Here is a 14,063-nt window from a genome sequence, read left to right on the forward strand (position 1 = left end):
CGCCACAGGCCGCGCGTCAGTCGACCGCGAGCGCCTCGGTCGGCGGCACGCGCATCGCGCGCCGCACCGGCGCGACCGTCGCCGCGACGGCGAGGAGCAGCGCGCCGACGACCACGATGACGATCGTCATCGGCGGCAGCACGGGCGCTCCGACGCTGCCGAGCGACCCGAGCAGGGTCTGCCCGCCGACCCAGCCGTACAGGGTGCCCAGCACGAGCCCGGTCAGGACTGCTGCGACGACCATCTGCACCGCCTCGGTGATGATCATGCGGCGGACCTGTGCGCCGGTCAGCCCGAGCACCCGCAGCAGACCGAGCTCGCGGCGCCGCTGCAGCACGCCGAGCGCCAGCGCGTTCACGACCCCCACGGCAGCGATGACCGCGGAGAACCCGACGATGACGCTGACGACGCCGTTCACCTGCACGAAGAAGTCCCGCACCGCCTGCACCTGTTCGGCACTGCCACCCTGCACCTGACCGCTGACCTCGGCTTCGAGCACGCGCTGCATCATGCCGAGCGCGACCGCGAAGGTGACCAGCAGCGTGACGCCGATGACCAGGCCGATGGTGGCGCGGGCCGCACGGCCGGGGGCGCGCAGGGCGTTGCGGCCGGCGAGCAGCACGACGGGGTCCTTCGCTCCGATCCGTCCGATCAGCGCCAGCACCGGGGGCATCACGATGGTCGACCCGACGGCCACGCCGGCGAAGGACACGAAGCCGCCGAGCGCTGCCGGCAGCACCGCGACCGGGGTCGATCCGCTGAGCACCAGACCGAGCAGCATGAGCGCGCCGCCGCCGGCCATCAGGATGATCGCCCAGACCTTGCGCGCCGTGCCGGAGCGCAGGTCGTCGTGGCTCGGTTCGATGCCCGAGGAGAGCGCCTGCAACGGGGTGACGCTGAGCACGCGCTTCGATCCGACGGCGAACGCTGCCCAGGTGGCGAGCACCACGGCGACGATCGGCAGGACGAGCTGCCACGGCACGAGCGTGTACGAGGTGTCCGGCAGGAAGCCGTTCTGCCGCAGGATCGCGACGAACAGGGCGCTGAGACCCGTGCCGGCGACCGTTCCGACGAGTCCGCCGACCACGCCGACCACCAGGCCCGCACGGGTGATCCGTGCCCGGAGGGACGCCCCGGTCGCGCCGACCAGACGCTGGAGTGCGATGACCCGGGTCTGCCCGGCGATGAGCGTGGCGCACGTGTTGGCGGTGACGATCGCCCCGACGTACAGGGCGATGCCGAGGAACAGCCACCCGATGACGTCGAGGATCGACTTCACCGCGGCGAGGTCCGACAGCCCGGCCGCGCCGAGCGCCTGGGTCACGATGCCGGGCGCGATGACCAGGGCGGACCCGAAGGTGGTGCCGAGTGCTGCCACCAGGATCGTGGCGCGGAAGTCACGGAGGGTGTTCACGCTGCGGCCTCCATCCCCAGCATGGTGGCCGAGATGTCGGCGGCGGACATGGCGGGTCGATCGGCCACGATGCGACCGTCGGCCAGGAACAGGATGCGGTCCGCGTTGGCGGCTGCGGACGGGTCGTGCGTGACCATCACGACGCTCTGCCCCCACTCGGCGACCGCACCGCGCAGGATGGCGAGCACGTCGCGTCCGGTGCGGGAGTCGAGGGCGCCGGTCGGTTCGTCCGCGACCACGACGGCCGGACGCGATGCCAGCGCACGGGCGATCGCGACGCGCTGCTGCTGCCCACCGGACAGCTGGTGCGGACGGTGTGTCAGCCGGTCGCCGAGCCCGAGCTGGTCGACGAGTCGGTCGATCCAGGCGGTCTCGTCCCGTGAGGGCTTGTGCCCACCGAGCAGGAACGGCAGCTGGATGTTCTCGCTGACGTCGAGCGTCGGCACGAGGTTGAACGACTGGAACACGAACCCCAGACGACGGCGCCGGAGCTCGGTCAGGTCCTTGTCGCCGAGCTGGGTGATGTCCGTGCCGTCGATCTGGATGCGGCCGGCCGACACGGCGTCGAGCCCGGCCGCGACGTGCATCAGGGTCGACTTGCCCGAACCAGAGGGCCCCATGACCGCGGTGAACTCGCCCGCGCCGATGTCGACGCTGACGTCGTCGAGCGCGGTCACCCGGCGCGCGGCGTCGCCGTAGTGCTTGGACACGTGGTCGAGTCGGATGATCGGAGCGTGGCTGGTGGTCATGGGTCAACCATGGCTGCCGGGAGGCCATGCTCGCGTCGGTCCTGCGACTCCTGTGGATGGATCGCTGTGTCCACATCCACGGCCGCGGCTCATCCTGTCGGATGACACCGCCGTCGTGCCGACGGCGACCGCCGGGTCACTCCTTCGTGACCAGCCCGTGCTCGTGTGCGAACACGACCAGGCGGACGCGGTCACGCAGCCCGAGCTTGGTGAGCACGCGCGACACGTGCGTCTTGACGGTCGCCTCGCTGACGTACTCGTGCTGGGCGATCTCGCTGTTGCTGAACCCGCGGGCCGCCAGGTCGAAGATCTCCCGCTCGCGCGGCGTCAGGTCACCCACGGACGCCGGCACGTTCGCGGCACGCTCGGCGGTGTCGTCGTAGCGGCGCAGGAGCTCGCGGGTGGCAGAGGCGGCGAACACGGCGGTCCCCGCGTGCACGGTCCGGACGGCGGCGAGCAGGAACTCGGGGTCGGCGTCCTTGAGCACGAACCCGCTCGCACCGGCGCGGATCGCCTTCGCCGCGGCCTCGTCGAAGTCGAACGTGGTCAGCACGAGCACCTTGGTGCCGTCCGGGCCCGAGTCGTCGACGATCGCCGCCGTCGCGGAGATGCCGTCCATCACCGGCATCCGGACGTCCATCAGCACGACGTCGGGCCGGTGCCGTCGGACGAGTTCGACGCCCTCGGCGCCGTCGCCGGCCTCGCCCACGAACTGCAGGTCGGGCTGGGAGTCGATGAGCATGCGGATGCCGGTGCGGAAGAGCGCCTGGTCGTCGACGAGTGCGACGCGGATGGGGGTGGTGGTCATCGGGCGGTGCGCTCCTGGTCCATCGGGGTGACGAGCCCGCGGGGCATCTGTCCGCTGGCGGGGTGTGCGGGCATCCGGACGGCGACGGCGAAGTCGTCCCCGCGGGGCCCCGCGGTCATGCTCCCCCCGGACATGGTGGCACGCTCCCGCATGCCGACCAGACCGTGTCCGGTGCCCGGTCCAGCGCGTCCGTCGTCCGCGCGGCGGTTCACCACGTCGATCTCGACGGTGTCGGGGCGGTAGGTCAGGGTGGTCTGCACGGGTGTCCCCTGCTCGCCGTGCTTGTACGCGTTCGTCAGGCTCTCCTGCACGATCCGGTACACGGCGAGCTGGGTGGACGTCGGCAGCTTCGTCGGGTCGCCGCGTCGTTCGACCCGCACGTCGAGTCCGACCTGGCGCATCTCGCCCACGAGTCGCTCGATGTCGTCCACGTCGGGTGTGGGGGTGGTGCCCTGCTCGTGTCGGAGCGCGCCGAGCAGTTCACGGACGTCGCCGAGCGCCCGACGCGCGGTGCCGGAGATGGTGTCGAGTGCCTGGTCCGCGATGGCGGGATCGGCCTTCAGCGCGTACCGGGCGCCGTCGGCTTGGGCGATCACCACGGCGAGCGAGTGCGCCACGATGTCGTGCATGTCGCGGGCGATCCGCACGCGCTCTTGCTCAACGGCCACGGCGCGGTCGGCCCGGGCGGCGTCGCGCTCGGCCAACAGCTGCGCTTCGCGGCTCATCCGGGCGGTCTGCCGGGTCCGGGCGACGATCCCGGCCAGCCAGGGCAGCAGCAGGACCGCGAGCACGACGGCCAGCGTCGCGATGGTGACCTGCGCGGACTCCTGCAGGGGCGTCGTCATCGACGGTGCGCTGATCCGTCGGAGGTAGTCGGGGATGCCGATGTACGCGGCTGCGACGAACCCGCCGAGGATCGCGGACACCAGTCCGGCGATCCGGACGCGCCGACTGCCGTAGGCGGCCGTCGTGTAGACGACCGCGGGGATGAACAGGTCGGCGGCGTCCGGCTGCTGCATCGTCGCCATCTGCAGCACGGCCCCGACCCAGGCGATCGCCAGGGCGAGCCCCGGGGAGAGCCGTCGGAACGCGAGCGCCACGGTCAGGACGACCACGACGACGTACGACACGGGCCCGTCGATGCCCCGAGCGGTCAGGACGCTGACGAGCAGCCCGAGCAGGACGGCGACCGACACGTCGGTGACGATCTGGACGCGCAGCAGGGGACGGAACACCCGTCCACGGTACGTCGAGCCGGTCACCCGCGCGTCGTTCGCCGGGATGACCCGCACCCGCCGGTCAGAAGCCGAGCCGACCGAGCTGCTTGGGGTCACGCTGCCACTCCTTGGCGACCTTGACGCGGATGTTCAGGTAGACGTGGCGACCGCCGAGCAGCGCCTCGATCTCCGCGCGGGCCCGGGTGCCGACGTCCTTCAAGCGTTCGCCCTTGTGGCCGATGACGATGGACTTCTGGCTGTCCCGCTCGACGAACAGGTTCGCGAAGATGCGCAGCGGACCGTTCGGGTCGTCGTCGGGGTCCGGCTCGACCATGTCCTCGATGAGCACGGCGAGCGAGTGCGGGAGTTCGTCGCGGACACCCTCGAGCGCGGCCTCGCGGATGAGCTCCGAGATGCGTTCCTCGTCGGTCTCCTCGGTGATCGCCTCGGCGCCGTAGAGCGCCGGGGACTCGGGCATCAGCTTCGTGATCTCGCCGAGCAGGGCCTCGAGCTGCGTCCCCTTCGTGCCCGACGTCGGCACGATCGCGTCCCACTCACGCAGGGCGGACACCGCGAGCAGCTGCTCGGCGATCTTCTCCTTGCCAGCGCGGTCGATCTTGGTGACGATCGCCACCTTCTTGGCGCGCGGGAAGTGGTCGAGGGTCTCGTTGATGAACCGGTCACCCGGGCCGATCGGCTCGTTCGCCGGCACGCAGAACCCGATCACGTCGACGTCGCCGAGCGTGGACTGCACCAGGTCGTTGAGCCGTTCACCGAGCAGGGTCCGCGGGCGGTGCACGCCCGGGGTGTCGACGATGATGACCTGCCCGTCGGGACGGTGCACGATCCCGCGGATCGCCCGCCGCGTGGTCTGCGGCTTCGACGAGGTGATCGCGACCTTCTCGCCGACCAGGGCGTTCGTCAGCGTGGACTTGCCGACGTTCGGCCGACCGACGAACGAGACGAAGCCGGCGCGGAAGACGGGGGTGGAGGCGGAGTCGGAGTCGGGGGTGCTCATGCGTGCGTCGTTCCTGTCGTGGTCGGTGCGGTGCCGTCAAACGCCCGCTCGGCGCCGGAGAGGGCGTCGGTGCGCTCGGCGAGCACGGAGATGAGGTGGCGGCGTTTGCCCTCGACGCGATCGGCCGTCAGCACGACGCCGGACACCGTCACGGACTCGCCGGCCGTGGCCAGGTGGCCGAGCTCCTTGGTCAGCAGGCCACCGGCGGTGTCGACGTCGTCGTCGTCGAGGTCGACACCGAACAGGTCGCCCAGGTCGTCGATCGGCATCCGGGCCGAGATGCGCCAGAGGCCGGCCGAGACCTCGACCCGGTCGATCACGGTGCGGTCGTACTCGTCGGAGATGTCACCGACGAGCTCTTCGATGAGGTCCTCCATCGTGACCAGCCCGGCGACCCCGCCGTACTCGTCGACGACCAGCACCAGGTGGTTCTTTGCCGCCTGCATGTGCCGGAGCGTCTCGTCGGCGTGCTTGGACTCCGGGACGAACTCGGCCGGGCGCAGCAGCGAGGTGACGACCCGTCCGCCGGCGTTCTTGCTCTCGTACAGTGCGCGGGCCAGGTCGCGCAGGTACACCACGCCCAGGACGTCGTCGCTGTCGCGGCCGGTGACGGGCATGCGCGACACACCGGTGGCCAGGAACTGCTCCATCACGGCGGACAGGGTGTGCGCGGCGTCCGCCGTGACCATGTCCGTGCGCGGGACCATGACCTCGCGCACCAGGGTGTCGCTGAACTCGAACACCGAGTGGATCAGTTCGCGGTCGTCGACCTCGAGCACGTTGCTCTCGGTGGCTTCGTCGACCAGGGACAGCAGCTGCTCTTCGCTCGAGACGCTCGACGTGCTGCCGTTGCGCCCGGGGGTCACCCGGTCGCCGATCAGCACGAGCAGGTCGGCGAGCGGTCCGAGCACGATGCGCACACCGTGCACGAGTCCACCGGTCGCCCCGACCAGGGCGTCGGCGTGCGCCCGGCCGACGCTGCGCGGGCTGGAGCCGACCAGGACGAACGACACCGCGGTCATGATCGCCGCGGACACGATGAGCGCGACCCACCAGGTGTCGAGCACCGTGAACAACGCGATGGTCACCAGGACGGCCGCGGCCGTCTCGGCGAGCACCCGGAAGAAGTTGAGCGCGTTGACGTGCGCCCCGACGTCGTCGGCGATGGCCTCGATCGCCCGTCGGCGCTTGTGCCCGCGGGCGATCTCGTCGAGGTCGGCTCGGGAGAGCACGCCGAGCGCGGCGTCCGACGCGGCGAGCAACCCGCCGAGGACGACGAGCACGAACGCCACCGCGAGCAGGACGGCGACGAGCAGCACTGCGGTCACCGCCCCCGACGCTGTGCGGCGAAGGCGGTCAGGATCTCCCCCTGCAGCCCGAACATCTCGGCCTTCTCGTCGGGTTCGGCGTGGTCGAACCCGAGCAGGTGCAGGATCCCGTGGCACGTGAGCAGCAGCAACTCGTCGGTGGTCGAGTGCCCGGCGGTCTTCGCCTGCGCCTCGGCGACCTGCGGGCAGAGCACGATGTCCCCGAGCAGTCCGGCGGGGGTGGGGTCGTCCTCGGTGCCCGGTCGGAGCTCGTCCATCGGGAAGCTCAGGACGTCGGTGGGCCCGGGTTCGTCCATCCACCGCACGTGCAGCTGCTCCATGGCGCCTTCGTCGACCAGCACGATCGCGAGTTCGGCGTCGGCGTGGACGTGCATCGCGTCGAGCGCGAAGGCGGCGAGCCGCTGGACGGCGTCGTCGTCGATCTCCACGCCGGACTCGTTGTTGAGCTCGATGCTCACCGGGGGCCTCCTCGGTTGTCGTCCGTCGGCCAGGGGCTGCCCTGGCGGTCCTGCGGCGGGCGTCCGCGACGTTCCGCGCGGTTCACACCGGCCGGGTTCGGCGTCGGTGGGGTGCCGCGTCCGCCCGGTCGGTGTCCGGCCTGTTCGGCGAGTCGCTGCTCGTCGTAGACGGTGTAGGCGTCGACGATGCGCCCGACCAGGGTGTGTCGCACCACGTCTTCGCTGCCGAGCCGGGCGAAGTGGATGTCGTCCACCTCGGACAGGATCTGCGTGACGATCCGCAGACCGGAGACGTTGCCGGGCAGGTCGACCTGGGTGATGTCACCCGTGACCACCATCTTCGAGCCGAAGCCCAGGCGGGTCAGGAACATCTTCATCTGCTCGGGCGTCGTGTTCTGCGCTTCGTCGAGCACGACGAACGAGTCGTTGAGCGTCCGCCCACGCATGTAGGCGAGCGGCGCGACCTCGACCGTGCCGGCCGCCAGCAGCTTCGGCACGAGCTCGGGGTCCATCATCTCGTTGAGCGCGTCGTACAGCGGCCGCAGGTACGGGTCGATCTTGTCCGTCAGGGTGCCGGGCAGGAACCCGAGCCGTTCACCGGCCTCGACCGCCGGCCGGGTCAGGATGATGCGGGTGACCTCGCGCCGCTGCAGGGCCTGGACGGCCTTCGCCATCGCCAGGTAGGTCTTGCCGGTCCCCGCGGGTCCGATGCCGAACGTGATGGTGTTCTCGTCGATGGCGTCGACGTAGCGTCGCTGCCCGTCCGTCTTCGGGCGGACCGACTTGTTGCGGCTCGACACGATCGGCGCACCGAACACGTCGGCGGGGCTGCGCGCTTCGTCGATGATGCGCGCCGAGGTCGGGATGTCGCCCTGGCCGATGTCCTGGCCACGCTTGACCATGCCGACGAGCTCGTCGACGAGCGCGCGGGCACGGGCCACGTCGCGCTCCGGGCCGGTGAGGGAGACCTCGTTGCCACGGACCAGGACCCGGACACCCGGGTACTGGCGTTCGACGGTCTTGAGCAACCGGTCCTGCGGACCGAGGAGCTGGACCATCGCGATCCCGTCGACGCTGAGTTCCGAGACCGCTTCGGTCTCGGTGGGTGCGGATTCGTCAGCTGGCAAGGGTGCCTTCCTGCAGGTCGCCTGCGAGTACGTGCGCGTGCACGTGGAACACGGTCTGTCCGGCGGCTTCGCCGGTGTTGAAGACGAGACGGTACTGTCCGCCAGCGCGCTCGTCGGCGATGCGCTGTGCGGTGGCCACGATGTGGGCGAGGAGTCCGGGATCCCCGGCGGCGAGCTCGGTCACGTTGGCGTAGTCCTCGGTCTTGGGGACGACGAGCACGTGCACGGGCGCCTTCGGGGCGACGTCCTCGAACGCGATGACCCGGTCGTCCTCGGCGACGACGGTCGCCGGGATCTCACGCGCGATGATCTTCGAGAAGACGCTGCTCATGGTCCCATCGTAGGACGCGCCACCGACCGGCACACCGGGCGTCACCAGCGTCCGAGCCGGGCCTGCAGCACCGCGAGGGCGGCCGGACCGGCGGTGGAGGTCCGCAGCACCGTGTCGCCGAGCCGGACCCGGACGGCACCAGCGGCTTCGAGCCGGTCGAGCTCCGAGCCGTCGATGCCCCCTTCGGGCCCGACGACCAGGACGATCTCGGTCGCGTCGGACGGCGGTTCCCAGGTCGCGAGCCGCACCGTGGCGGTCGGGTCGAGCACGACCGTGACGACCCGGGCCTCCAGACCGGACGCACCGGACGCACCGGACGCACCGGACGGACCCGATGGACCGGGCGCACCGGACGGACCGGACGCACCCGACGCACCAGGACCACCGGCGGCCACCGACCCCGCCAGCGCTGCCGTCGTCACGGGCGCCGACACCGACGGCACCCGCGAGCGGATCGCCTGCTTCGCCGCCTCGTGCGCGATCGCCGCCCACCGGGCCTGCCCCTTGGCGACCTTCGGGCCCTCCCACCGTGCGACGCTGCGCGCGGCCGACCACGGCACCACCCGGTCGACCCCGATCTCGGTCGCAGCCTGCACTGCCATCTCGTCGCGGCCGCCCTTGGCCAGTGCCTGCACGAGCGTCAGCAACGGGACCGGCACCGGCGAGGTGTCGAGCGACGCGACGGTCAGCACGAGCGTGTCCCGGTCCACGGACGCCACCGGTCCCACCACGACGGTGCCCTGACCGTCCGAGATGCGCAGGGTCTCCCCGACGCGGACCCGGGACACGGTGACCGCGTGCCGGCCCTCGGCGCCGTCGAGCGTCACCGCGCCGCCGACGGTCGCGCCGTCGAGCGAGTCGACCAGGTAGAGCGATGCCATCAGAAGTTGAAGAAGCGGTCGCGCAGCTTGCCGAACATGCCCTGCTGGAAGCGGGCGAGCTGCGGCGGCGCGGCCTTGTGCGACTTCGCCAGCTGCTCCACCAGACCGCGCTCCTTGTGCGAGAGCTTGGTCGGCGTGACGACCTGCACGCCGACGCGCAGGTCGCCGCGGCCGTTCCCGCGCAGCTTCGTGACGCCGCGGTCCTTGAGCACGAGCACGTCGGCGCTCTGCACACCCGGACGGATCTCGAGCTCGACCGGTCCGTCCAGGCCGTCGATCGTCGTGGTCGTGCCGAGCACGGCGTCGGTCATCGCGACCTCGAGGGTGGCGAGCAGGTCGTCGCCGTCGCGGCTGAAGACGTCGTGGTGCCGCACGCGGATCTCGAGGAACAGGTCACCCGAGGGTCCGCCGGCGGGACCGACCTCGCCCTGCCCGGACATCTGCAGGCGCAGGCCGGAGTCGACGCCGGCGGGCACGTCGACCGGGATGGTCCGACGCGCGCGGACGCGCCCCTGGCCCTGGCAGGTCGGGCACGGGTTCGGGATGACCGTGCCGTAGCCACGGCAGGTGCCGCACGGTGCGCTGGTGACCACGTTGCCGAGCAGCGAGCGGACCTGACGCTGGATCGAGCCCGACCCGCCGCAGATGTCGCAGGTGCGCGGACCGGTGCCGGGCGCGCAGCACGAGCCGTTGCACGTCTCGCAGAGCACCGCGGTGTCGACCTCGACGTCCTTGTGCGTGCCGAAGACCACCTCGTCCAGGTCGACCTCGATGCGCAGCAGGGCGTCCTGCCCCCGCTCGGCGCGGCTGCGGGGGCCGCTGCCGCGTCCGCCGCCGGCACCGCCACCGAAGAAGGCGTCGAAGATGTCGCTGAACCCGCCGGCACCGCCACCACCGAAGGGGCTGTCGGCCGAGGGGCCGGCGTCGTAGCGCCGGCGCTGCTCGGGGTCGCTCAGCACGTCGTACGCGTGCGTCACGTCCTTGAAGCGCTCGGCCGCGTCGGGGCTCGGGTTCACGTCGGGGTGGAGTTCGCGCGCGAGGCGTCGGTACGCCTTCTTGATGTCGGCGTCGGCCGCGTCACGCGGGACACCGAGGACGTCGTAGTGGTCTGCCACGTGTTCCTCAGGAGGTTTCGTCGGTCGTGTGGATGGATCGGTCTGGAGGCCCGGGGCGCGTCCGCCTGGTCGCGCCCGTCCCCGGGATGGTCGTCAATTCTCTCCGAGCAGCCTGGACAGGTACCGCGCGACCGCGCGGACCGCGGCCATGTTCGACCCGTAGTCCATGCGGGTCGGCCCGAGGACGCCCAGCCGGGCGACCTCGCCGCCGGCCGCGACGTACCCGCCGGCGACGATGCTGGTGGCATCGAGCCCGTACTCGGCGTTCTCGACGCCGATCCGTGCCGTGACGGCGGCGTCGTCGAGCTGCATCTCCCCGAACAACCGGAGCAGGGTCACCTGTTCCTCGATCGCTTCGAGCACGGGGAACAGCCCGCCGGAGAAGTCCGACTCGCTCTTGGCCAGGTTGGCAGCGCCCGCCATCAGCAGGCGGTCCTGCCGGTTGGCCGCGACCTGCTCGATGAGCGTCGCCACGACGACCCCGGCCAGGGTCTGCGACTCGGGGCGGATCTGCGCGGGGACCGCTCGGAGTGCCGCGGGGACGTCGTGCAGCAACAGCCCGACGGACGCACCGTTGAGCACGGCGCGCAGTTCGCCCAGGGCCGGTTCGTCGAGGCCGACGTCGGTCTCGAGCACGCGCTGCTCGACGCGGGCGGTGTCGGTGATCAGGACGACCATGAGCCGGGTGTCGCCGAGCCGGACGAGTTCGACGTGCTGGACCCGTGCGCGCACCATCGACGGGTACTGCACCAGGGCGACCTGGTTGGTCAGCTGGCTGAGCAGCCGCACCGTGCGGCTCAGGACGTCGTCGAGGTCGTTCGACGCGCCCAGGAAGGTCTCGATGGCCTGACGCTGCGCGCTCGACAGGGGCCGGGCAGCGGCCAGGTGGTCGACGAACAGCCGGTAGCCCTTGTCCGTGGGGACCCGCCCGGACGACGTGTGCGGCGCGATGATGAGCTGTTCGTCCTCGAGCAGGGCCATGTCGTTGCGGATCGTCGCCGCGCTGACCCCGAACGCGTGACGCTCGACGATGGTCTTCGAGCCGACGGGCTCGCGCGAGGCGACGTAGTCACGCACGATGGCCTTGAGGACCTCGAGGGAACGTTCGCTGACCATCGGGATCCTTCCTGTCGGACTGGCGGTGCACGGGCTCTGGCACTCGGACGTGTCGAGTGCTGATCCTACGCCCGGGCACCGACGTCCCCACACTCCAGCGCACCGGTGTCGATACGCTGTCGGCCATGAGCTACGGACAGCCGCCGAACGGACCCCAGGGCTACGGACAGCAGCCCGGCGGGGGGCAGTACCAGCCGCCGCAACCGATGACCCCGGAAGACCAGCGCCTCTGGGCGACGCTGACGCACATCGGCGGCATCTTCTTCAGCTTCGTCGCGCCGCTCGTGGCGTACTTCGTGCTGCGTGACCGGGGACAGTTCGTCCGCGAGCACACGCGCGTCGCGCTGAACTTCTACATCACGATGGCGATCGCCGACGCGATCGGTGCGATCACCAGCTGGCTGGGGATCGGCGTGCTGATCATCCTGGCCGTGCGCGTGGTCACGATCGTGTTCGGGATCATCGCCGCGGTCGCCGCCAACCAGGGCCGGCACTACCGCTACCCGCTGGCGATCGAGTTCGTCAAGCAGTGAGCCCGGCCCGCCGCTAGTCGAGCAGCTCGCGCACCACCGCGTCGGCGAGCAGCCGGCCCCGCAGGGTGAGTTCGAGCCGGCCGGGGGCACCCGGCCGGCCGAGCGCGCTGCGGCCGTCCACGAGTCCCCGTGCGATGAGGCCCGCGACCCGGCCACGCGCCTGCGGGCGGAGGTCGTCGGTCGTCAGCTCACCGCGGACCCGCGCGGCGAGGAGCACGCGCTCGACGTAGCGTGTCTCGTCGTCGATGCTCTCGCGTCCCGCCGCCGGTGACGCGTCGGCGAGCACCCGGGCGGCGTACGCGGCCGGGTGCTTGACGTTCCACCAGCGGGTGCCCGCCACGCTGGAGTGGGCGCCGGGGCCGATGCCCCACCAGTCGTGGCCCTTCCAGTAGGACAGGTTGTGCCGGCTGGCGTGCGCGTCGCCGCGCGCCCAGTTGGAGACCTCGTACCAGCCGTAGCCGGCGTCACCCAGGACCTGGTCGGCCAACTCGTACATGTCGGCGGCCAGGTCGTCGTCCGGTGCCGGCAGGTCACCGCGCGCGACGGCACGCCCCATCGCGGTGCCGTCCTCGACGATGAGCGAGTACGCCGACACGTGATCAGGGGCGCAGGCGATCGCCGCGTCGAGCGAGGTGCGCCAGTCGTCCAGGGACTCCCCCGGCGTCGAGTAGATCAGGTCGAGCGAGACGTCGAGCCCCAGCTGCTTCGCGAGGTCGACGACGATCGGCACGCGCTCCGGGTCGTGGGTGCGGTCGAGGGTGGCGAGCACGTGCGGCACCGCCGACTGCATGCCGAAGCTCATCCGGTTGAACCCGCCGGCACGCAGGGTCTCGAGTGCTGACGCGTCGACCGAGTCGGGGTTCGCCTCGGTCGTGACCTCTGCCCCCGGCAGGATCCCCCACGTGTCGTCGATCGCCCGGAGGATCATCGCCAGGTCGCTCGCCGGCAGCATCGTCGGGGTGCCGCCCCCAAAGAAGACGGTCGACACCGGCCGCCGGGGCACACCGGATCGGTCGAGCACCGACGCCGCCCACGCGATCTCGCGCACGGCGTGCCCGGCGTAGTCGTCACGGCGCACCCCGCGCAGCTCGGAGGCCGTGTAGGTGTTGAAGTCGCAGTACCCGCAGCGCACCCGGCAGAAGGGCACGTGCACGTAGACGCCGAACGGCACGTCCCCCGCTTCGGGCCGCGGCACCAGGAGTCCGTCCGCGGGTGCCGGATCAGCGATCGGGAGAGCACTCGGCATGGAGACCATTCTCCGCCATGATGGAGCCATGGAGCACCACCCCGTCCCGACCACGGTGCTGTGGGACATCGACGGCACCCTCGTCCGCAACGCGACGTCGCCGGGCAACCTCTACCACCAGGCGCTCGAGCGTGCGACCGGCGCCGACCTCCCCCAGCTCGTCGGCCACCAGCACGGCCGCACCGACGCCGGCATCATCGCCGAGCACGTCCGCGCGCACGACCTGGGCGACGACGTGATCCCGCTGGTCAGCCGGCACCTGCGCGACCTGTCCGAGGAACGGCACCGCTCGGGTGAGCACCGCGTGGCTGCTCCCGGTGCCGCCGCACTCGTCGCACGCTTCGCCACCCTGGGTTGGCGCAACGGCCTGCTGACGGGCAACTCGGCCTACCGCGCGCGCGTGAAGCTCTCCGGCGCCGGGTTCGACGTCGACGCCTTCGACTGGGAGCACTCGTACTTCGGTGACGAAGAAGTGGAGCGTGCGGGCGTCACCGCGCTGGCCGCCGCGGACCTGGTGGGCACCCGTGCCGTGATCGTCGGCGACACCCCGCGGGACGGCGACGCCGCCGATGCCGCGGGGATCCCGTTCCTGGCCGTCGCGACCGGGGTCTACGACGTCGATGCCCTGCGGCACACGAACGCCGTCGCGATCGCGCGCGACTGCGTCGCCGACGCCGCACTGATCGAGGACGCGATCGCGGCGCTGCCGCCGCTGCGCTGAC

At 71.5% G+C, this 14,063-nt stretch carries 15 protein-coding genes; 2 read left to right on the forward strand and 13 right to left on the reverse strand.

Annotated elements, in window-relative coordinates:
* Positions 1 to 16: 16 nt before the first annotated feature.
* From MT346_RS18280 to hrcA, 12 genes are all read right to left on the reverse strand, one after another.
* A complete protein-coding gene (locus tag MT346_RS18280) occupies positions 17 to 1,414 on the reverse strand; it encodes an ABC transporter permease (protein ID WP_243560559.1) in 1,398 nt (465 codons plus the stop codon).
* Positions 1,411 to 2,163: an ABC transporter ATP-binding protein gene (locus tag MT346_RS00255; protein ID WP_243560561.1), complete on the reverse strand. Its 753-nt coding sequence runs from the start codon at positions 2,161 to 2,163 to the stop codon at positions 1,411 to 1,413. The genes MT346_RS18280 and MT346_RS00255 overlap by 4 nt, the downstream gene beginning before the upstream one ends.
* A gap of 136 nt (positions 2,164 to 2,299) precedes the next feature.
* Positions 2,300 to 2,971 (reverse strand): response regulator transcription factor, encoded by a 672-nt coding sequence (locus MT346_RS00260; protein WP_243560563.1) that lies wholly within the window; start codon positions 2,969 to 2,971, stop codon positions 2,300 to 2,302.
* On the reverse strand, positions 2,968 to 4,305 hold the full coding sequence (locus MT346_RS00265) for a sensor histidine kinase (protein ID WP_243560575.1): 1,338 nt from the start codon (positions 4,303 to 4,305) through the stop codon (positions 2,968 to 2,970). Before MT346_RS00265 ends, MT346_RS00260 begins: the two co-directional genes overlap by 4 nt.
* Positions 4,271 to 5,206, reverse strand: coding sequence for a GTPase Era (gene era / locus MT346_RS00270; protein ID WP_243560576.1), 936 nt, complete (start codon positions 5,204 to 5,206; stop codon positions 4,271 to 4,273). The genes MT346_RS00265 and era overlap by 35 nt, the downstream gene beginning before the upstream one ends.
* Positions 5,203 to 6,534: a hemolysin family protein gene (locus MT346_RS00275; protein ID WP_243560578.1), complete on the reverse strand. Its 1,332-nt coding sequence runs from the start codon at positions 6,532 to 6,534 to the stop codon at positions 5,203 to 5,205. The genes era and MT346_RS00275 overlap by 4 nt, the downstream gene beginning before the upstream one ends.
* Positions 6,531 to 6,992: an rRNA maturation RNase YbeY gene (gene ybeY, locus MT346_RS00280; RefSeq protein ID WP_243560580.1), complete on the reverse strand. Its 462-nt coding sequence runs from the start codon at positions 6,990 to 6,992 to the stop codon at positions 6,531 to 6,533. Before ybeY ends, MT346_RS00275 begins: the two co-directional genes overlap by 4 nt.
* A complete protein-coding gene (locus tag MT346_RS00285; RefSeq protein ID WP_374202491.1) occupies positions 6,989 to 8,119 on the reverse strand; it encodes a PhoH family protein in 1,131 nt (376 codons plus the stop codon). Before MT346_RS00285 ends, ybeY begins: the two co-directional genes overlap by 4 nt.
* Complete coding sequence (locus MT346_RS00290) at positions 8,109 to 8,450, reverse strand: histidine triad nucleotide-binding protein (RefSeq protein ID WP_243560582.1); 342 nt, start codon at positions 8,448 to 8,450, stop codon at positions 8,109 to 8,111. The genes MT346_RS00285 and MT346_RS00290 overlap by 11 nt, the downstream gene beginning before the upstream one ends.
* Before the next feature lie 41 nt (positions 8,451 to 8,491).
* On the reverse strand, positions 8,492 to 9,331 hold the full coding sequence (locus MT346_RS00295; RefSeq protein ID WP_243560584.1) for a 16S rRNA (uracil(1498)-N(3))-methyltransferase: 840 nt from the start codon (positions 9,329 to 9,331) through the stop codon (positions 8,492 to 8,494).
* Complete coding sequence (dnaJ, locus tag MT346_RS00300) at positions 9,331 to 10,446, reverse strand: molecular chaperone DnaJ (protein WP_243560586.1); 1,116 nt, start codon at positions 10,444 to 10,446, stop codon at positions 9,331 to 9,333. The genes MT346_RS00295 and dnaJ overlap by 1 nt, the downstream gene beginning before the upstream one ends.
* A gap of 93 nt (positions 10,447 to 10,539) precedes the next feature.
* Positions 10,540 to 11,562 (reverse strand): heat-inducible transcriptional repressor HrcA, encoded by a 1,023-nt coding sequence (gene hrcA / locus MT346_RS00305; RefSeq protein ID WP_243560588.1) that lies wholly within the window; start codon positions 11,560 to 11,562, stop codon positions 10,540 to 10,542.
* Between the two features lie 125 nt (positions 11,563 to 11,687).
* Here hrcA and MT346_RS00310 point away from each other — a divergent pair, with 125 nt between their 5' ends.
* Positions 11,688 to 12,095 carry a DUF4870 domain-containing protein gene (locus MT346_RS00310; protein WP_243560590.1) on the forward strand — a complete coding sequence of 136 codons (408 nt, stop codon included), beginning with the start codon at positions 11,688 to 11,690 and terminating at the stop codon, positions 12,093 to 12,095.
* 13 nt (positions 12,096 to 12,108) lie between these two features.
* On the opposite strand, the gene hemW is transcribed toward MT346_RS00310, so the two are convergent.
* On the reverse strand, positions 12,109 to 13,341 hold the full coding sequence (gene hemW / locus MT346_RS00315; protein WP_243560592.1) for a radical SAM family heme chaperone HemW: 1,233 nt from the start codon (positions 13,339 to 13,341) through the stop codon (positions 12,109 to 12,111).
* Between the two features lie 28 nt (positions 13,342 to 13,369).
* Between hemW and MT346_RS00320 the strand changes: the two genes are divergently transcribed.
* The gene (locus MT346_RS00320; protein ID WP_243560594.1) at positions 13,370 to 14,062 is read left to right on the forward strand and encodes an HAD family hydrolase; all 693 of its coding nucleotides are present in this window, start codon (positions 13,370 to 13,372) and stop codon (positions 14,060 to 14,062) included.
* Position 14,063: the final 1 nt, after the last annotated feature.

It is taken from the genome of Curtobacterium sp. VKM Ac-2922 (assembly GCF_022815645.1).
In the GTDB taxonomy this organism is placed as follows: Bacteria; Actinomycetota; Actinomycetes; order Actinomycetales; family Microbacteriaceae; genus Curtobacterium.